The organism is Methanosarcina sp. WWM596, from assembly GCF_000969965.1.
In the GTDB taxonomy this organism is placed as follows: domain Archaea; phylum Halobacteriota; class Methanosarcinia; order Methanosarcinales; family Methanosarcinaceae; genus Methanosarcina.
In genome coordinates, this window is record NZ_CP009503.1 from 3,465,390 (window position 1) to 3,484,044 (window position 18,655).

17 protein-coding genes are annotated in these 18,655 nt (G+C 40.8%); 8 read left to right on the plus strand and 9 right to left on the minus strand.

The window, feature by feature from the left end; translation table 11 throughout:
• Window positions 1-212: 212 nt before the first annotated feature.
• The 5 genes from MSWHS_RS15245 to MSWHS_RS15265 all read left to right on the plus strand — a co-directional run bounded on the left by MSWHS_RS15245 (window position 213) and on the right by MSWHS_RS15265 (window position 4,035).
• Entirely contained in the window at window positions 213-1,004 is a 792-nt protein-coding gene (locus MSWHS_RS15245; RefSeq protein WP_048159356.1) for a hypothetical protein, read from the plus strand.
• Window positions 1,001-1,603 (plus strand): sarcinarray family MAST domain-containing protein, encoded by a 603-nt coding sequence (locus MSWHS_RS15250; RefSeq protein ID WP_048159357.1) that lies wholly within the window; start codon window positions 1,001-1,003, stop codon window positions 1,601-1,603. The genes MSWHS_RS15245 and MSWHS_RS15250 overlap by 4 nt, the downstream gene beginning before the upstream one ends.
• 122 nt (window positions 1,604-1,725) lie before the next feature.
• Window positions 1,726-2,331, plus strand: coding sequence for a sarcinarray family MAST domain-containing protein (locus tag MSWHS_RS15255; RefSeq protein WP_048159359.1), 606 nt, complete (start codon window positions 1,726-1,728; stop codon window positions 2,329-2,331).
• 141 nt (window positions 2,332-2,472) lie between these two features.
• Entirely contained in the window at window positions 2,473-3,411 is a 939-nt protein-coding gene (locus MSWHS_RS15260; RefSeq protein ID WP_048159361.1) for a hypothetical protein, read from the plus strand.
• Between the two features lie 18 nt (window positions 3,412-3,429).
• Window positions 3,430-4,035 carry a sarcinarray family MAST domain-containing protein gene (locus MSWHS_RS15265; RefSeq protein ID WP_048159362.1) on the plus strand — a complete coding sequence of 202 codons (606 nt, stop codon included), beginning with the start codon at window positions 3,430-3,432 and terminating at the stop codon, window positions 4,033-4,035.
• Window positions 4,036-4,142: 107 nt separating this feature from the next.
• On the opposite strand, the gene MSWHS_RS15270 is transcribed toward MSWHS_RS15265, so the two are convergent.
• The 4 genes from MSWHS_RS15270 to mmrce1 all read right to left on the minus strand — a co-directional run bounded on the left by MSWHS_RS15270 (window position 4,143) and on the right by mmrce1 (window position 8,777).
• Window positions 4,143-4,691 carry a rubrerythrin family protein gene (locus tag MSWHS_RS15270; protein ID WP_048159363.1) on the minus strand — a complete coding sequence of 183 codons (549 nt, stop codon included), beginning with the start codon at window positions 4,689-4,691 and terminating at the stop codon, window positions 4,143-4,145.
• Window positions 4,692-5,549: 858 nt separating this feature from the next.
• A complete protein-coding gene (locus MSWHS_RS15275) occupies window positions 5,550-6,254 on the minus strand; it encodes an endonuclease/exonuclease/phosphatase family protein (RefSeq protein ID WP_048159364.1) in 705 nt (234 codons plus the stop codon).
• 325 nt (window positions 6,255-6,579) lie between these two features.
• Window positions 6,580-7,911 carry an MFS transporter gene (locus tag MSWHS_RS15280; RefSeq protein WP_048159365.1) on the minus strand — a complete coding sequence of 444 codons (1,332 nt, stop codon included), beginning with the start codon at window positions 7,909-7,911 and terminating at the stop codon, window positions 6,580-6,582.
• Window positions 7,908-8,777 carry an MmRce1 family CPBP family CAAX prenyl protease gene (mmrce1, locus tag MSWHS_RS15285; protein WP_048130495.1) on the minus strand — a complete coding sequence of 290 codons (870 nt, stop codon included), beginning with the start codon at window positions 8,775-8,777 and terminating at the stop codon, window positions 7,908-7,910. Before mmrce1 ends, MSWHS_RS15280 begins: the two co-directional genes overlap by 4 nt.
• Window positions 8,778-9,134: 357 nt before the next feature.
• Here mmrce1 and MSWHS_RS15290 point away from each other — a divergent pair, with 357 nt between their 5' ends.
• Complete coding sequence (locus tag MSWHS_RS15290; protein ID WP_048128823.1) at window positions 9,135-10,988, plus strand: exonuclease SbcCD subunit D; 1,854 nt, start codon at window positions 9,135-9,137, stop codon at window positions 10,986-10,988.
• Window positions 10,985-14,209: a DNA double-strand break repair ATPase Rad50 gene (locus tag MSWHS_RS15295; protein ID WP_048128821.1), complete on the plus strand. Its 3,225-nt coding sequence runs from the start codon at window positions 10,985-10,987 to the stop codon at window positions 14,207-14,209. The genes MSWHS_RS15290 and MSWHS_RS15295 overlap by 4 nt, the downstream gene beginning before the upstream one ends.
• An 11-nt stretch (window positions 14,210-14,220) precedes the next feature.
• On the opposite strand, the gene MSWHS_RS15300 is transcribed toward MSWHS_RS15295, so the two are convergent.
• A complete protein-coding gene (locus MSWHS_RS15300) occupies window positions 14,221-15,015 on the minus strand; it encodes a C15orf41 family protein (RefSeq protein WP_048130493.1) in 795 nt (264 codons plus the stop codon).
• A 275-nt stretch (window positions 15,016-15,290) separates the two neighbouring features.
• Complete coding sequence (locus MSWHS_RS15305) at window positions 15,291-16,106, minus strand: hypothetical protein (protein ID WP_048128820.1); 816 nt, start codon at window positions 16,104-16,106, stop codon at window positions 15,291-15,293.
• A 184-nt stretch (window positions 16,107-16,290) separates the two neighbouring features.
• On the opposite strand from MSWHS_RS15305, the gene MSWHS_RS20695 reads away from it, so the two are divergent.
• Complete coding sequence (locus MSWHS_RS20695) at window positions 16,291-16,458, plus strand: hypothetical protein (protein WP_156148169.1); 168 nt, start codon at window positions 16,291-16,293, stop codon at window positions 16,456-16,458.
• Window positions 16,459-16,838: 380 nt separating this feature from the next.
• On the opposite strand, the gene MSWHS_RS15315 is transcribed toward MSWHS_RS20695, so the two are convergent.
• From MSWHS_RS15315 to MSWHS_RS15325, 3 genes are all read right to left on the minus strand, one after another.
• Window positions 16,839-17,690, minus strand: coding sequence for a ribose-phosphate diphosphokinase (locus MSWHS_RS15315; protein WP_048128811.1), 852 nt, complete (start codon window positions 17,688-17,690; stop codon window positions 16,839-16,841).
• A gap of 97 nt (window positions 17,691-17,787) precedes the next feature.
• Window positions 17,788-18,255: a cyclic pyranopterin monophosphate synthase MoaC gene (gene moaC / locus MSWHS_RS15320; protein ID WP_048128805.1), complete on the minus strand. Its 468-nt coding sequence runs from the start codon at window positions 18,253-18,255 to the stop codon at window positions 17,788-17,790.
• 105 nt (window positions 18,256-18,360) lie between these two features.
• Entirely contained in the window at window positions 18,361-18,546 is a 186-nt protein-coding gene (locus tag MSWHS_RS15325; RefSeq protein ID WP_048128803.1) for a hypothetical protein, read from the minus strand.
• Window positions 18,547-18,655 lie beyond the last annotated feature (109 nt).

The following is an 18,655-nucleotide window of genomic DNA, read 5'->3' on the forward strand; positions in this document are numbered from 1 at the left end:
GCGTATAACTATCTAATATTTTTTACACATAGAATATATATTTTTACAAAGAACGTCGCAAAAGTATGGATTCTTTAAATTATAACATACAGTCATCAAACTTCAATTTCATAAATCGATATCATTAGAACCTCAGTGAACAGGAAGTTTCCCTGGACACAGCCCGACTTAACACCGAAGTCTACAACCTGAAACTGGTGTATGCCCGGGAAATGAGGTCTCAGATTACTGAAGAGGTAGCTACTGAAGTAAGTTCAAATCCTGTTGTTTCCGGCTGGATCGAGGAAGACCGCGTCCGTGCAGTCACAGTCAGCTACCTTAACAGCCTCTCCGATGAAGAGATTATTGATAAATCCACCACTGGTCAGCTCGCAACTGAACTTGCCGCCGCCGTAATAACTGAAATCAGGAACTCAAACCCTTCGGTTGAACCTGATGAACTTGAAGCAACTCTGAACAGGGTTGATACGGATGTTAGAATCGGGGTTGCAGACGGCATCTGTGCAGTCACAGCAAGTAAAGGAGAGGCTCTTGATGTTCTTTTTGGGAAAATAGACGGTGAGCTGAAAAATCTGGCAAATGAAACCGTGGATAGGTATTCTGGGGAGATCGCAGACAAAGTCACAAAAAGGCTGGATCGGACGATGACAGCTGTTCCTTGCGGGTTGCCGGTACTGCCTCCGCACTGGATTTTTACGGTTAATGTTTGGACGTATGAGGTGATTGGAATGTATGAAGAATTTAAAGTAATCGATAATGACAATGAGGTAATTCCTAAACCTTACTTTGGTCACAAAGGACAGATGTACATCAGAAAAGATGATTCTATTCTACATGATGGCAAATATATCGGAGATAACACCCCATTAACATTCCAATTTATTGGATATGCAACTACGGTAGTTGGTCCAAGCCCAAAGGGCGTTGGGGACAAAATAGGTGGTTCTATTGAAAAATCAATTGGGTATGAAACTCTTGCTACACAGTTTGGTGAATTAACATGAAGCTCAAAATTCTTGTGATTGGAACCATATTTATCTTGTTAATGAATATTGCTTCAGCAAGTTCTCCATATGGTTCTATCGATGTATATTACAATGATGTGCTTTTACCAGGTAAAGAAGTAGCCAAACCTGCACTACAAATCGGAGAACCTTTCAAGGTAAAAGTAGATTTAAAACTCAATCAGACTTCGATCCTATTTATAAAAGTTTGTAGTCTCAGAGTTAGGACTCCATACGAAGTTATAAAAGGTCCTTCTGAATTCGATAAGAAATTATATTTTGAATCTTTGGATCCTGGAGCATATACTTTTGAATGGACGCTAAAACCTACTGGAGAATGGGAAAGCGGAACTATGCCTGTGAATATCTGGTATCAAATACATAACGTTGGTGAAGATGAACCTCTTGTACAAGGTGAATTTACGGTTGCTTATCCATATATTTCCAACGAATACTACGAAGGCAAAATCCCAACTTCTGAAAATCATCCAGTTTCAGAAACAGAACCTTTCTCCAAATCTGCATCCACGCCAGCTTTCAGTTTAGTAACCGCCATTTCGGCACTTGTACTCGTATTCCTCAGATTCTCCCGCCAGTAAATGCTGTGATGGGAGATTTAATTTATTTTAACTCGATTAACTCAAGTTATTTTGAACAGGGTCGACACAGATGTTAAAATTGGAGTTAAATGAAACTCTTGCTGACAGTTTGGTGAATTAACATGAAACTCAAAATTCTTGTGATTGGAACTATATTTCTTTTGTTAACTAATATTGCTTCAGCAAGTTCTCCATACGGTTCCATCGATGTATATTACAATGATGTGCTTTTACCTGGAAAAGAGATTGTAAAGCCTGTTTTGAAAATTGGAGAACCTTTCAAGGTTAGGTTTGATTTTACTGTGAATCAAAAATGTTACGTTTCTGTCAAACTAAGTGAACTTGGAAAAGATAACTTTGTTATAATAGATGGGCCAACCTCGAGAATGGAAGAATACTATGGGAAAATTATGGAAGAAAATTCAACGGACGTTTTTGAATGGACTGTAAAGCCAACTGAAAATTGGGCGGGTGGGAGTATACCCATTGACTTTGTTTGTCAAGTAAATGAATTAGGCGCTGGTGGGAAAATATTAGTAAAAGGAGAATTCACCGCTGCTTACTGTACTATCTCCAACGAACATTACGAAGGCAAAATCCCTACTTCTGAGGAGCAGCCAGTTTCGGAAACTGAACCTTCTTCCACATCCGCATCCACTCCAGCTTTCAGTTTAGTAACCGCCATTTCGGCACTTGTACTTGTATTCCTTAGATTCTCCCGCCAGTAAATGCTGTGATGGGAGATTTAATTTATTTGCTTGTTTTTTATTTATAAATCTCTCCCATCTAACGAAAACGATTTATATATATAACTGTTTAATATTTTTTACACCACAAATTTAAATTTTTACAAAGAACGTCGCAAAAATATGAATTCTTTAAATAATAACATACATTCATCAAACTTCAATTTCATAAATCGATATCATCAGAACCTCCGTGAACAGGAAGTTTCCCTGGACACAGCTCACCTTAACACAGAAGTCTACAACCTGAAACTTGTCTATGCCAGGGAAATGAGGCTTCAGATAACTGAAGAGGTCGCCGCTGAAGTAAGTTCAAATCCTGTTGTTTCCGGCTGGATAGAAGAAAACCGCATCCGTGCAGTCACAGTCAGCTACCTTAACAGCCTCTCCGATGAAGAGATTATTGATAAATCCACCACTGGTCAGCTCGCAACTGAACTTGCCGCCGCCGTAATAACTGAAATCAGGAACTCAAACCCTTCGGTTGAACCTGATGAACTTGAAGCAACTCTGAACAGGGTTGATACGGATGTTAGAATCGGGGTTGCAGACGGCATCTGTGCAGTCACAGCAAGTAAAGGGGAGGCTCTTGATGTTCTTTTTGGGAAAATTGATGGTGAGTTGAAAAATCTGGCAAATGAAACCCTGGATAGGTATTCTGGGGAGATGGCAGACAAGGTCACAAAAAGGCTGGACAGGACGATGGCAGCTGTTCCCTGTGGGTTGCCTGTATTGCCGCCTCACTGGATTTTTACAGTGAATGTGTGGACTTATGAGGTAAAAGGAGAGTACGAGAGTTTTACTCTTATCGATAATGATAATGAAGTAATTCCTGAACCTTACTTCGGTCATAAAGGCCAAAAGTATGTTAGAAAGTATGAACACATAAACCATCCTTATAATAAGAATCCAGATGGAAGTAGCATTTGGTTAGGTGAAAATTCAAGGATACGATTCCAAATAAATGGATATGCATCTACAATTGTTGGAGCTGGTCCTAAAGGTGTCGGTGATAAGGAAGGGGGCTATTCAGAAAAATCAGTTGGATTTGTTGAGCTATAAACAAGATTGGTGGATAAAATGAAAATAAAAACTCTATTTTTAGGATTCTTTATATGTTTGGTGACATTTCCAAACATATCTTCTGCAAGCAGCCCATATGGAGATATGCAGGTTTATTACAATGACAGATTATTGCCTGGCTCTGAAATTGCAAAACCTACTTTAAAAATAGAGGAGCCATTTAAAGTGGGTATAAATCTCACTGTTTACCAAAAATCCGAAGTTTCGGTAATGTTAAGTGAAATTGGTGATGGAGATTTTGTAATCTTGAATGGATTCACGAAAGAAATGAATAAATATGGTTCAAAAGTTATGGAAAAAGACTCCTCTGAGGTATTTGAATGGACAGTAATTCCTACTGAAAATTGGGCTGGCGGTTCTATACCAGTTAACTTTGTTTATCAAATAAATGATTTTGAAACGGGGAAAATTTTAGTTAACAGCGGATTCACCATTGCTTATCCATATATTTCCAACGAATACTACAAAGGCGAAATTCCCACTTCTGAAAACCAGCCAGTTTCAGAAACCGAACCTTCCTCGACATCCGCATCCACGCCAGCCTTTACACTCCTCGGCGCGATTTCAGTTTTTGCATTGGCTTTTGCCCTGTTCCGCAGGTGAAAATCCTGCCTGGAAACTTATTTTTGGGCTTATCCTATATATATTCTAAAAATACGAAATTCAAAAAAGTAAGTTTTGAGTTATAGGATAAGCTCGCCTTTTGGAAATTATCTAAAAGCTGTAAACTTCTCTTTTACCGCACCGCATACAGGACATCTATCTGGGGCTTCTCCTTCGAGAGTGTATCCGCAGACCTCGCAAATGTGGACAGGCCCAAGGTCAACATCTTTTCCTGCATTAACCGCATCGAATGCTTTTTCAAAGAGCTGTTTATGCAGTTTCTCAGTGGCATACGACCATTCGAAACTTCTTTGTGCGATTTTTTCTTCCTGGAATTTTGCTACTTCTATGTATACGGGATACATTTCCTCAATTTCAAATGTCTCGCCGTCGATTGCCAGTTGAAGGTTTTTCAGAGTATCTCCTGGGCCAAAAGCAGCCATGCTGTTTGCGACAAAGCCCCCATTGAGGTGTTTCAATGCTTTGTAATGGTCGCCTGCATGTACGTATTCGGCATGAGAAATTGCCCGGAATAAACGGGCTACGTTTGTGTAATTCTCTTTTTCGGCCTGGTTTGCAAAGTGCAAATACCTCATGTGTGCCTGGCTTTCCCCACCAAATGCATTGATCAGATGTTGTTCTGTCATTTTTCTCATTTTAATAACCCCTTAATTATAAAATTCGGTAGTTTATATCCTCAAGACTTACGGACTTTGGGAGTAAAATAAAGTGTTGTCGGGTCTGTCACAGAAATTCTTATCGAGACCTTTTGAAATTTCATGCTGTTTTTGATTTAACTGTGTAAGTCTGAGTTCACGCTTTATTTGAGTTTAGAGAATAAAAGTCTTTTTGGTTCGGAGAGTGTCTTAAAGCAATTCCCCCGGGAGATGTTATTCTAGACGGCAAATAATTCCTGGATAAATCCTGGGTAAAACTTGGCGAATACAATACAGGGGAGAATTTGATATTTTTATACTGCCATTATTCTGAATTGAGGTTTATATGTTCATATAGGCCTATTGAGTGAATTATACCTTCTTTTTAGATTTAAATCAAATAAAAATTAATAATAAAATTATTGGTGATAAAAAACATAAATACAAAATATGGCACAATGTCCATATTGTGTAAAATGTTTCAACAGTGAATCAGGCGTATCAGTTCACCTGCATTTCTGTTCGAAGTGTTCCGGTTTTGATATGTATATGAGGGGACAGAAGAAGCAGCGAAAAAATTCTTAAAACACATTGAGAAGATGGAATAATAAATGGTGGATCCTGAGCGGGTCCAAATAAATAATACATTTAAACACAATGTCTAATGTGATTGATTTTGTTACTTAAGTGCGTAAGTCCTACTTTTATTTCAAGGTAATTAATTCCAGGGTTTAAAGCTGAGTAAGTATAATTTGACTCATTTGGAAGCGGTGGCGTGAACATACTCTGTTGATTGCAGCAGAGTGCGCCAGTGCAACTTTGATTTTTTGAGGTTGACGACTCGATAAAGCTAATGAATTACTCGAAATCCACCATTAAAGGCATGTGATCACTCAGCGAAATCCAATCCTCATATTTACCAATAGAAAAAGTCTTAATCTGATCTATGAAATCCGTTGATGCAAATATATAATCAATATGATAAGGGATCGTTCTATTTTTCCTGAAGAATAAAGTTGGTTCTTTCTCATGACCAAAACTTACATTTGCAGATCGATGGTATGCGCTATGTATCTCAAGTTGTTTTAGAAAGTAAATTACATTGGTGAGTGTTCCATAAAGAGGATAATTAGGTTTTCTATCCCAGATTACGTTCCAGTTGAAGTCTCCTGCAATAATTACTGGAGATTTGAGCATATCTTTATAATAATTCAACGAATTCCAAACCTCTCCTATATACCTTCTTTTAGGATCTTCTTTATTATTCTGTGACCATATTGCGATAAGGTTTGTGGCTGTCGGATTAGTCATTTTAATCGGGAGAACATATTTATATTCTTCACAATAGGACTCATGTAACGAAATTTCGACGTCGTTGAAACTGAAAACTCCTAAGCCTTTGTTTTTATTATCCCCGATCCACAAAACATTCGAATAAAAGTCATCAGTAAATTTGTCCGGATGTTCGCATTCCGGAACAATCAGTAAATCTGGATTGTATGGAAGGATTTTCTCATACTTCTTTCTGAAGGCCATATTACAATTCCAGGTTACAATTCTCATTTTGACACCATTAAATGACGATATTCAACATTATGTTTTTTCAATGCATGTTTATTTTAAGGATTTACGCATTTGTGAAGCAAAATAAAACATTAGCAGCTCTGTCTCAAATATTTTGATGTAATATTTTGATGTAATCGTTAGAGATTTCGTGCTTATTACTTTTGGCTCTTCGTTGTTTTGTGTGGATATTCTCATAAAAACCAACGCGGGCTGGAAGTGAAAATCATATTATCCACAGGGAATGACGAAGAGCCTTACTTTTATTCAACTCATAGGTTTACCCTACCGGATTTCATATTCATTTACCCTGACAATTCTAAATTTACATTTCAACATAATATTTGTTTTGAGATAGTTCACTACCCTGACCTTCAATATTTTCTAATTCTTTTATCTTTTTATTTTTCCAGATCAAGAGAGCAATTATAGAAATCATTAACCCGGAAATTATAAACATTAAGGCAATTCCTCTGCTTTCTCCTACTCCAATAATAGAACCAGCTGTTTCAGACAATAAACCCTCAGGTTCTAAAAGTGGATTGAATATTTTATCTGCTAAAAAACCTGCGACTGCAAAAGCTATGATGGAGCCGAGATAAGTAACCATTGAAATAATCGACCAAACACGTCCCTGCTTGCTGTTGTCGATATTCTTTCTGATTAAAACTTCGATAGAGGTATTAATAAAAGGCAGGGTGGCAAAGAATAGAAATCCTGCTAAAGTGACATAAGCTATATTTGTTGAGAATCCAAGATTGGCAAAAAATATGCCTGAAATGAATAGTGAGATAGATAAAGTTTTTACATATTTGTTTTTGTTGCCAAATACCCCGATAAACAGGCTTCCGATCAGTATACCTGATGCACAGATCGATTGAGTGATTCCTGCTGCTTTTACTGTAGTTAAATTTAGCAGCATCGGAATAATAAGAGATTGAAGCAATCCGACAAAAAAGAGCACGAACATGGTAGTAATAACCAAATTAACCACACCTCTATTTTTCGAAAATTCCTGAATACCTTCTTTAAGGTCAGCCATGTTGTTCTGTTCTGGTTTCGTAATTTGTGTTATGCCTGAGATATTTCTTATCCATATAACAATGGAACTGGCAATTAAAAAAGTGGCAACATCAATTAAAAAAACAAATTTGATATCCATTATTGTGAGTATAATTCCGGCTAAAAAAGGAGAAATTAAATATTGAGCTGAACTTGCTAATTGCACTAATCCACTTGCTTTAGCATATTGATTTTCAGGCAGGAGGTCCGTAATCAGGGCCTTATAGGCTGGGTCCTGAAAAGCTGAAAACGTTGAACTGATTGCAATCCCAAGATAAATTTGCCAGAGTTCAATATTGCCTTTTAGCATCATAATAAATATGAAGAGAAGCCCAAGAGTTGATCCTGAATCCCCTAAAATCATCATTAAACGCCTATCATGGCGATCTGCCAGTATACCTCCATAGGGTTTCAGTAAAAATGGTGGCAAAAAAGCACACATGAGTATAAAGACATAGCTTGAAGCTGTGCCTGTTTGTTGATATACATATATTCCTAAGGAAAAAATAGTAAGGCCACTACCTATTATTGAAATGAATTGTCCAAACCAGATAAAAAGAAATTTGGAATAGAGATTTTGGGAGTTATCTGTCATTCAGTTAACTCCGATGACCCTTTCATTCTCGGTAACTCGTCAACTCCAGTAGTAAGATGTTCTTTTGAAAAAACCATCTCTTTATCTAATATGATAATTATGACAGCAACGACAGTAATAACCACTGTTTCAATGCACTTTGAAAATTGGGTCATTTGCAGAGCTTCCTGCAAGAAATTGATGGAAATATGAATGATAATCGCTGCCAGAACACTTTTTCCGTTTTTTATGTAAATCCAGCTGATAATCACTCCCATAGGGATGATGCTGACAAAAAAATTCACCGCATACAAGATGTTTTCGTGGAAAATCTCGTACTGATACATGTTATTGATAAAGATCAGCGGGAAGTGCCAGAGCGACCAGAGTATACTGAAAACAATCGATGCCGTAAAGAAAGTGTGTCTGCTTTGCAGACTTTCAAAGCCGTATCCTCTCCATCCAAGCTCTTCAAAAATTGAAGCCAGGATAAGAGTAAGAAACGCAGGGACTAACCCTGATGAAAAAGAGTAACTTTCGGCAAATTGAAATTGAGAAGTCGATCCACCAAATGGAAGAGAAAGAAAGATAGATACCAGAACAGTGAGTGGCATTAGTAAAATAAATGCCAATAGCACTTTTGGCCTTATTAACCTGAGATCAATAAATCGGTTGATAAAATCCTTTTTTAAATCCGAATTTTTAGATATAAAAATCATAAATAGTGCAGTAAGAAAAGGCACCATCAGTCCAAGAAATAGTAATAATTCATACAGTCCGCTATCATCATGAAAACTTAAATATGCCGCTGGAAACCAGAGAGCATAGGTTATAATATAAACCATAATATAATAGGTTCCGGGTTTGTACCTGTGGTTAAGAATCATCTTTCCCCACCTTTTAATTACCATGACTGTTTCTGATTTTTATATCTATTGAACCTGATTTTTGCAATTAAAAGCAATAAATTTGTCATTAATTTTCAGTATTATGTAAAGCATGTGACAAATTATAATGTTTATTCTATTTATGACATATATGTTTTTTTATATTAATATGTGATTTTTTTATAAAAAGAGCAAATTTTAATCACAGAGTAACCACTCCAATACATTAGTCGAATTGATTAAATATAATTTTCAGGTTTCGCTAGATTAACATGAGCTTTTAACCACGGATTTCTGGAAATGAGTTAAATACTAATATACAAACCCTTATACCGTTAAAATCAGAGACTGATATTCATGGTTCAGGAAACAAGGATACTCCACACAGCAGACACGCACCTGGGATACCGGCAGTACCACAACGAGGTACGGAGGCAGGACTTTTTTAAAGCTTTTGAGGTAGTCATTCAGGACGCGGTTGACATGCAGGTTGATGCTGTCGTGCATGCTGGAGACCTTTTTGATTCGAGGAACCCGACCCTTGAAGACCTTCTTGAGACTATGAACCTCCTGTTCCGGTTGAAGGCTGCAAATATACCGTTTCTTGCGATTGTCGGGAATCACGAGAGCAAGCAAAATACCCAGTGGCTTGACCTCTTTGAGGAAATGGGACTCGCGGTAAGGCTCGGGAAAACACCCCAACTGGTAGGAAATACAGCAATATACGGGATCGACAGCGTTCCGAAGTCAAAGATTTCTCTTTACGATTATTCAGGGTTTGAAGTTCCGGAATCCCTGCCGGAAAACTGCAGGAACCTTCTTGTAATGCACCAGACCGTGCAGCCTTTCCCGTATGCGGACTGGGACTGTGCTGAGACGCTTGAAAACCTTCCCTTTAAGGTTGATGCAATTCTCCTCGGGGACTACCACAAGTACGAAAAAATAAAGGTCGGGAAGACCGATACCTGGGCTACATACCCGGGCAGTACCGAACGCAATAGTGCATCTGAAAGTGAGCCCCGTTCTTACAATATTATCACTCTTTCCGGGGAAGGGCTGGAAATCAGTAAGCGTAGCATCCCTACCCGAAATTTTCTGTTTATTCCGGCAAAACTTGATGGGGAAGAAAAGCCTTATGAACAGATATTTTCTGCCATTAATGAGCACCTCGAAGAGCTTCCGGACTCGGTTGTGTTCCTGGATATCTCAGGAGACCCAGGTCCAGTCCTTTCCTTCAGTGAGATTGAAGAATACCTGTTGAGCAAAGGAGCGCTGGTGGCAAGGGTCAAAGACCTCAGGATAAAAGAAGCTCTTATCGAAGAGGTTGTGAAAGTCACATTTTCTGACCCTGACCATGCGGTTGCCGAAGAAATACGCAGGCTGAGCTTAAACGACGGTGGGCTGATAGTCGATGAGATTATCCGGAATCCGGGTGTGCCAAGGTCAAGAGTGGACGAAGAGACCGAGAGCCGGCTTTCGGGTTTGATTGAAGCACTGGATTTCAAAGACCCGGATTTCAGGATAGAGATTCCTGTTAGCCCTGTTAGCTCTGCCATGATTGAAGAACCTGAAGAATTCAAACCAGCAGGCGCAGATGGACAGGTTAAAAACTTAGAGTCCGCCGGAGGGGCTGAATTTGCGGCGGAAACTGCCAAAAGATCTAAAATTCTGAGGGCTTTTGCAAGAATTGAAAGCTCTGAATCTCTCAATAATAGTTTTAAAGGCCCTGATGAGGATCCTGAACCTCTTAATAAGGCATGTGAATCTCTTGAGGAAAGTCCTGAACCTCTTCATGCCCCCGTAATATGTGAAAATACTGAATCTGTAGGGGCATCTGTAGAGATTGAAATGCCCAAAAATGCTGCTAATTCTTCGGCTGAAGAATCCTCCCCCTATGAAACTTCTCAGAAAACTTCAGGGGCTTCGATAGAATCTCCTGCAGAAATCCCTGGAGAAGGTGGAGAAAGAGCTGAGCTCGGGATAGATGCCGGAAATAAAACCGAAGCCGAAGAAAAAGAGGCTGGGAAGCTTTCCGAATCTGGGGGAAAAACCAGTTCAGAAAAAGATGGAGAGGGCAAAACCGAAAAACCTGAGGATGAAAAACCAGTTCAGATGTCGGCTAAATCCGGAAAATCGGTAAAACAAAGCCATAGAAAAGGAAAAGAAAAGACTGCTGTGCCCAAACAGTATAACCTTGGTGATTACCTGTGAAGCTGAAAAATCTGTACATAGAAAATATCCGGAGCTACAAAAAGCTGGACTTCACCTTCGAAGACGGAGTGACAGTTATTTCCGGGGTAAACGGGAGCGGGAAATCAAGCCTGCTCGAAGCCTGCTTCATGGGGCTTTTCGGGAGCAAGATCCTTTCAAAGGACTTTGTGCTTGCGGACATAATCTTCAAAGGAGCTGAGAATGCAAAAATCAACCTTGGCTTTGAACATCTCGGGCGGGAATATCTTATTGAGCAGGCTTTCAGGTACTCTTCGAAAACTGAAAATGCTTCAAGCTCAAAGTGCGTGCTCTATGCTGACGGGGAAAATATTGTCGACCAGGCGACCCGCACCTATGAAGAGGTCTGTTCCCTCCTGAATATGGATGAAGAGGCATACAGGAATTGTGCTTACATCCGGCAGGGGGAAATTGACGTGCTTATCAATGCAAAGCCAAAGGACAGGCAGCGCATGATTGACGACCTGCTGCAGCTCGGAAAGCTTGAGGAGTACCGCGAAAGGGCAGGCTATGCGAAAACGGCAGTCAGAAGGCTTGAGAGGGATGCAAAAAACAGCTTTTTGGGTGTGAAAGCCGAAATCGAAGGGCTTGAAAGCACCGAACCCGTTGCAGCTCTCAACAGGCTCAGGCAAAAAGTGAAAGAAACTGACGTTGTCTTAAACGAGCTTAATGACAAAAAAGAATTTGCAGCTGCCCGTAAAGGAGAACTCGATATCAAGATTGCAGACTACAGGGAACGCCTGCAGGAAATTGAGGCTTTGAAACAGGCTATCCGTAAGTCTCAGGAGGATAAGGCTGGCTGTTTTAAGGAAAAGGAAACATTTTCCGGGGAAGTGCGGGAGCAAAGGCGTATTTTGCTCGAACTCGGGGAAGAAAATGCCGGTTTGAGAGAAGAATATGGTTTTGGAGACCTTGAAATTGAATCTCTGCTTCTGGGCAAGGAAAAAGAGGAGTCTTTTGCCAGGGAAAAGGTAAATGCCGTATCAAAAGAACTTGCTCTTCTCCAGAAAGAAGAAGAAACCGGCATACAGGCATTACATGAGCTTGAAAATGAGAAAGCTGAGGCTGAACGCACCTTGATTGAATGCAGGGCGAGTATCGGGGCTGCAAATAAGGAAATTGAAGGGCACAGAATAAATATAAGGAAGTTCGAACAGGAAAACAAAAGGCTTAGAGAAAAAGCAGGCTTTAAAGAAGGCTCCGGGGCTGCTGATGAAATCGTTCAGGTGATTAAGGAGCTTGAAGAAAAAGAAAGCCTTCTCAGGGACCGGAGAAATGAAGTTTCGACAAAGCTTGGGCTTGCCCTCAAGGAAAAAGAGACCGGGGACCTGAATCTTGCCGAGCTTGAAAAGGAACTGCAAAACTCCAGGGCTGCGCTTGGGAAAGGAAATGCGGAAATCGAGGCTCTTGAAAAGGAACTCAGGGACAACTCAAAAGCAGTACTGGAAGTCCAGGAGCAGAAGTCCGAAGTTTTTGAGGGGTTCAAAGAACTAGGTTTTGCCGAGGACCAGCTAGAAAACCTGGAGGATTTCAGCGAGCTTTTGCTGGAAAACAAAAACAGGTTGCATGGGCGGGAAAAAGAGCTTGAGGCTACTCTAAGGGAACTTGAAAAGAGCCTCCGTAAAAACCGGGAACTGCTTGCCGAGGGGAAGTGCCCTACCTGCGGGCAGGAACTCAAAGGGTCAGAAATTGCATGCACAGCCGAAGAATGCGAGCTGAAAAAAGAGACTTTTGCCTCGGAACTTGCGGACATAAAACTCCAGAATGTGGAACTTGAGAAAAAACTCACCCGGCTCAAGGACGCAAAGAAGCTAGTAAAACGAATCTCGGATTATGATATTGAGATTGAAAAACTCCTGGCGAAAGCAAAAGCCTCCGAGAAACTGATAGAGACACACAGGGCTCGGACAGAGGAAGATTCCCTCAAGCTCGAGAGCCTTGCTAAGCGAAAACAGGAACTTGAAGCCATAATGAGCCAGCTCCTTCCTGAAATTAAAGCTCTGAAGGATCAGGAAGAGAAAGCTCAAAAAGCACACATTGAAGGTGAAATTGCTCTTCGCGAGGCAAAAGCTTTTGAAAGAAAGCTTGCCGAAAACGCCTCTGAAATTGAAGCCCTTAACGGAAAAATCCGTACATCTCTTGCCCTGATTGAAAATTACGGGCAGAGGCTTGGAGAGCTCAGTGAAAAATTGAAGGCATTTGCAGGAAAGGAAGCTATCTCAAAAGAAAAACTCAAAGCTCTTGAACTTGCCCTTGAAGCTATGCGGAAAAAGGAAGACGAAGCAAAACGAGCCCATGCAGAATGTGAAAAGCTTCTCGGGCAGGCAAAAAAGCTCCAGGCCAACCTGCTCCGCATGGAAAATCTCAAACATAAAATCTCCGAGCTTGAGACTGCCATAAGGAACCTGGCAGAAAAGGTGGGGTTCTTTGACCGTGAGATCCTTGAACGCAGTGAGAGGATAAGGCAGCTGAAAGAAAAACTGGAAGGAAACAGGCTTGAAGAACTCCAGGAGAAGCGCGCTCAGTTTGAACAGGCGCAGGTAAATATTATAGAAAAAATCCGGGAAGTAACTGCCGAGAAAGATGTCCTTCTTAAAGAAATCGGCATGACTGAAAACAGCTTAAAACGCCTCAGGGAACTCAAAGAAGAACTGAAGGCTCTTGAAAACAGGCGGCTGTACCTTGAAGCCGTATACAGCAATGCCGAAGAGCTTGAAAACACCTATCTGCGCGTCCGGGCCGATATGCGGGCAAGGAACATAGGTGCCCTTTCCGTCCTCTTAAATGAGATGTTTAGTTTCATGTACACAAACAATGCTTACTCCCATATTGAGCTCGACCCCGAGTACAATCTGACCGTCTACAGAAAAGACGGCACTCCTCTCGAGCCCAAACTCCTCAGTGGAGGCGAGCGTGCAATCTTCAACCTTGTCCTGCGCTGTGCCATTTACAGGCTCCTTGCTCTTGGTTTTGCCGGAGACCAGGCAGAAGGGCTTCCCCCTATGATCCTTGATGAACCCACTGTTTTTCTTGATCGCGGGCACATCCAGCAGCTTTTGAAACTCATAGACATGATGCGCAGCATCGGAGTCGGCCAGATCATAGTGGTCTCCCACGACGATTCCTTGATCGATTCGGCAGACCACGTCTTCCAAGTAGAAAAAGATCCCCTTACCAACATGTCCTCAATTACCAGGCTTTGAAAGGTCCTTCATTACCAGTATACAAGGTAGTTGAACAGTTCGTCAGTCTGCTCTTTGTATTCCTCAAAAAAGCTGTGGTCCTTTACAAGGTAACCTTCGCCTTCGGATGGTAGGTCTTCTAGATAACCATACCAGTAGACAACCATGCCTTCTCCGAAAATATTGGCATATTCCCCGAACTGTTTCTTTGCGTAATGTTTATGCTCTAATTCATCCCCAAAGAGGGCTTTGCTTTCAATCCACCTGACCATATGGTCCTCTATGCAGATAGGGTCCGAAAGGACAAAATCAGGGGTCTTGCCGTCTCCATGAGCTCTGATTTCAGCTTCGGTGCAGTAAGAAATATTTCTGTCGTCAAGCCATCTTTGGATTATTCCCTCTCCCATTTCACCTTTTTTGCACTGCATCTCATGGGCGCGGGGAGAAAAGAAATAGTCTGCATCAAGGGCTTTCCCAATCTCTTTTCTCAAGCGGCGGTTTTCAATACAGTCGAGATGCTTGAAGAGCCAGTTTATGCTTTTTCGGGACAGGTCACAGTTCTTGAGAATCAGGGAAGCCATGAGGGTCGGAGGAAAATACGTATACTCTGCGAGTTCAAGAATAGACCTCCCCTTCTTCCACCTCGAAAAGAGTTCCTTTTCTCTGGAATAGATTCTCCTGTGCTTGAACCTTGTCATTTTCACTATTTTCTGATTAAGAATGGTAGCAAGCATGCCTGCAGGTCTGGAATATTCCTCTGAAAGGCGAAAAACGTCTCCAAAGTTATTCAGTGAACTGTATATCTTCTGGTATGTCTGGCGGTCCATCCTCAATCATCATATTCCTGTTTTTGTTTTTAACATAGAAAATAAAATCGAATAACATGACTTGCTTTTAGCATAGAAATTAAAATCAAATAACATAAACGAAAAATTTCAGAAGGGATTAAACCCGGAATCAAGCCGCAATTCCGGGAGGATATCCATCAGACAGGTTCTGCAGACCTGCTTGGAAATGTTTAGCTGGAGTTACCCTATAATTCTACTCTTATAAGTTAATTTTGAGTTAGTCAATGTTATCTCTTTCCTCAACAGAGGTGTTTTTAACTCCAGAACTCATCTTCGCAATTATTGGGAAGATCTATTTCCATCACTTCATCAAGTTTTTTGCGTTTATTCCTTTTTTCAGTTTCTTTTCCTGGTTTTTCTTCCCTGCTGGAAGGATATATATTTTTCTTTTCTGCTTCATCACAGGCTACAAAGATTGTTGTATGTCTATCTCTGGAGATTACTTCCTCCTGGGTTTTTGGTTTTTCCGGAGCCTTTGGACGTGCCTTTGCATATATAATCGGGTTTTCTTTTACTTTTTCTACAGAATCTTTTTTCAGCCTGGACTCCAGTCTAAGGGAAGCTTTTTCAGCCTCGTTGGAAGCCCGTCTTCTTTGCAGCCTTTTCTCGGGATCTTTGTCAAGACTTTCTTCATAACTTTCTTCATAACTTTCTTCATAACTTTCTTCATAACTTTCTTCATGACATTTTTCCATTTTTGCAGTCACGGGTGCTTCGCGGCATCCAAAGAAATATTTCTGGGTGTTTTTTTCCGAATTCTGAGAAGGTTTTTCTTCCCTTCTCTCAACAGGTCTTTCAGGAGGGATTTCTACTGACCTGGTAGGAGCCCAATCTCCTTTTTTCGAGGAGTTTTTCATTCTGGACAGGGGCTGTCTCCCTAACTTACGGAATGTGTCTTCAGCATAGGTATCTTTCTTACGGTCATCCATGCCGGACCTGACTTTACTTGTTGCATTGTAGCCTATAAGGCAGGTTGGTTCTCTTGTTCTCCATTCCAGGCAATATAGATGGCATTCCAGCCCTTTACATGTCTGGGTTTCATCAAGCGGACAAACTTCTGGAAGGGTCATAATACTAAGAATGCGCAGAACATAAAAAATAGTTAACGGTTATAAAATTAGAGTAAATGATTAAAACTCTGAAATGGCTCAAGGTTCGTACTTCATAATCTGTTACTTTTACTACGCTTGATGAAAACCTATATTCTACAAAGCAGGTCGATTTTTATAACTGAATATACAGCTCTTCTGATGTTTGTTTGGCTACGCGTTCGTCGTCGCGGAAGAAGTAGCTGGTGGATGTGCCGTTGTCTATTTCGTAGAACTTGTTTATGTAATAAGTGAATTCCTCGTCGGAGTTCTGTTTCTTGATTCTCTGGCTGTTTGCATCGTACCAGTATTTTTTCCACGAGGGAATTGTTAATGGAGTAACGAACTGGGGTTATTCGGAACTATTGAACATATTAAACTGGGATACCTGTAATGTATATTGTAATTCTCGTTTTTTTAATAGTTTGTAATTCTCGTTTTTTTAATAGTTTGCGTTTTACATTTATTCAATAGAATAAAAAGAAAGTAATATTATTATCAGCAGGTATGTCCAGGGTATCGTGAATGAGGGATGCAAAGGTACAACAATATATACTTTCTATTATATGGCGCTCAAATGACGCAGTTTGGAATCAATAACCTGGATAGGGGACTGAAACCAATAATAATATTTTTATTGATACTGTTATCCATAGTTCAATTGCTCAAACGGGCACGGGATATAAAGGTCTTCAAAAGGTCTTTGAATCAAAATTAAATCCCTGAAAGGGTTTCTGCAATAAGAGGGGCAACACTCAGCCTGCTTTCAGCCTTTTCGAGGGTATCGGTTGCGATAATATCTTTTACTCCTGCATTGAACAGTCTTAGAGTTGCATTTCTTGTAAGGACAGGGTGCACACAGGCAAGGTGGACATCAACTGCTCCCTGGGCTTTGAGCATCCGGATTGACTCAGCCATTGTTCCCCCAGTTGCAATCATGTCGTCTACAAGGACAACGTGCCTCCCGGTTACATCAAGGGTTTTTGTCTTGATCACAACGGTATCCCCGCTGAGCCTTGTTTTCTGAAGGTGGTCATGATCAAAATCATGCCCTGAAGACACATTCTTCACAAGCCCCTGAGCTCCCTCGTCTGGGGCAATCAACATGGGATTTTCGAGGCCAGAGCCTGCGATGTATGTGCCCAGGAGGTTTGCCGCATCAAGATTTCTGGCGGGGCAGGGGAAGTATTCAAGTACACTTTTTTCATGAATGTTTACTGTAAAAACCCGGTCAGTGTTAATGCAGCGGGCAATAGCGCGGGAACTTATGGGTTCACCTGGTTTGAATTTCTTGTCCTGCCTGGCATAACCCATGTAGGGGATCACAACATTGATTTCAGCTGCCCCTTCACAGGCATCAATAAGCTGAAGTAGAGCTACAAGATCGGAATCCGTGGGCGTGCTCTGGATAAGGGTCACTTTTTCGTTTTCGATTTCGTCTGCGATTCTAAGGTAATGTTCCCCGTCAGGGAAACAATTAAACTCGCAGAGTACAGGCTCTGTCTCTAGAGCCCTTGCCGTGCGGCTGGCAAGTAACTGTGATGCTGGTCCACCTATGATCTTCAAGATACATACCTCAGTTTGCCGTCTTGATATATCCCATCCTTTAAAAAGCTTATTTTAAATTGCCCCTTCTTTTTCCGGTGTTTACATCTTCGAACCTTTACCCTTTGAGCTTTTCAAGCACCCTGATATTTCGTATCAATGTATGTGGGTAATTTCCGCTCTCATCCTTTTCGGCAGATTTCACCATATCCCAGATAGTAAGCAGCGCAACCGAAACTCCTGTCAGGGCTTCCATTTCAACCCCCGTTTTTCCGACAGTCCGAACCTCCACAATTGCAGAAACCGCATCTTCCCCTACCTCAAAATCCACATCTATCCCTGTTATCGGGATCTGGTGGCACATGGGGATTGTCTCGGGAGTCTTCTTTACAGCAAGTACGGATGCAACCCTTGCAGTTGCAAATACATTTCCTTTCTCAACGGTCCCTGTCCTTATTTTCTCCAGGGTTCCTGCGGAAAGTACAATTTCTCCTGCAGCTCTTGCTAGCCTGGGAACAGGCTTTTTTTCGCTAATATCGACCATTCGCGCCCTGCCGGCTTCAATATGAGTAAATGACTTTTCCACTAAATCACCGCGTTTTTCGTATTTATCTGGAATTTCATTAATTTTTAATTTTTTTGTAATTTTTTACCTTCAATTCCCAGGTTCTTAAGTTTCTTAATTTTCTGTTCAGTCAATCCGGATTTGTTTTCGCTGTGAGTAATCCTGTATTGCCTGTTCCAGTTTTCCTGCAAGTTCCTCGGCTTCTTCAAGGTTAAACTTCATAATCTCTTCATCTTCCCCGTGAAAAATCGTAAGCCTTATTCTTGTCCTTTCGATTTCTACATCTATTTTTCTCTCAAAATCATGTGTCATACTCTGTTACCCCCCTTCCCGACATACAGTTTCATATTATTTATAATACAGGATTTCCATTGTAATAGTCCAGATTCTCAGATAGTCCGGATTCTCAGATAGTCCAGAT

Bases quoted from the DNA above. Each gene is read 5' to 3' on its own strand.
- MSWHS_RS15245 (WP_048159356.1), top strand. From the start codon at position 213: ATGAGGTCTCAGATTACTGAAGAGGTAGCTACTGAAGTAAGTTCAAAT.
- MSWHS_RS15250 (WP_048159357.1), top strand. From the start codon at position 1,001: ATGAAGCTCAAAATTCTTGTGATTGGAACCATATTTATCTTGTTAATG.
- MSWHS_RS15255 (WP_048159359.1), top strand. From the start codon at position 1,726: ATGAAACTCAAAATTCTTGTGATTGGAACTATATTTCTTTTGTTAACT.
- MSWHS_RS15260 (WP_048159361.1), top strand. From the start codon at position 2,473: ATGAATTCTTTAAATAATAACATACATTCATCAAACTTCAATTTCATA.
- MSWHS_RS15265 (WP_048159362.1), top strand. From the start codon at position 3,430: ATGAAAATAAAAACTCTATTTTTAGGATTCTTTATATGTTTGGTGACA.
- MSWHS_RS15270 (WP_048159363.1), bottom strand. From the start codon at position 4,691: ATGAGAAAAATGACAGAACAACATCTGATCAATGCATTTGGTGGGGAA.
- MSWHS_RS15275 (WP_048159364.1), bottom strand. From the start codon at position 6,254: ATGAGAATTGTAACCTGGAATTGTAATATGGCCTTCAGAAAGAAGTAT.
- MSWHS_RS15280 (WP_048159365.1), bottom strand. From the start codon at position 7,911: ATGACAGATAACTCCCAAAATCTCTATTCCAAATTTCTTTTTATCTGG.
- mmrce1 (WP_048130495.1), bottom strand. From the start codon at position 8,777: ATGATTCTTAACCACAGGTACAAACCCGGAACCTATTATATTATGGTT.
- MSWHS_RS15290 (WP_048128823.1), top strand. From the start codon at position 9,135: ATGGTTCAGGAAACAAGGATACTCCACACAGCAGACACGCACCTGGGA.
- MSWHS_RS15300 (WP_048130493.1), bottom strand. From the start codon at position 15,015: ATGGACCGCCAGACATACCAGAAGATATACAGTTCACTGAATAACTTT.
- MSWHS_RS15305 (WP_048128820.1), bottom strand. From the start codon at position 16,106: ATGACCCTTCCAGAAGTTTGTCCGCTTGATGAAACCCAGACATGTAAA.
- MSWHS_RS15325 (WP_048128803.1), bottom strand. From the start codon at position 18,546: ATGACACATGATTTTGAGAGAAAAATAGATGTAGAAATCGAAAGGACA.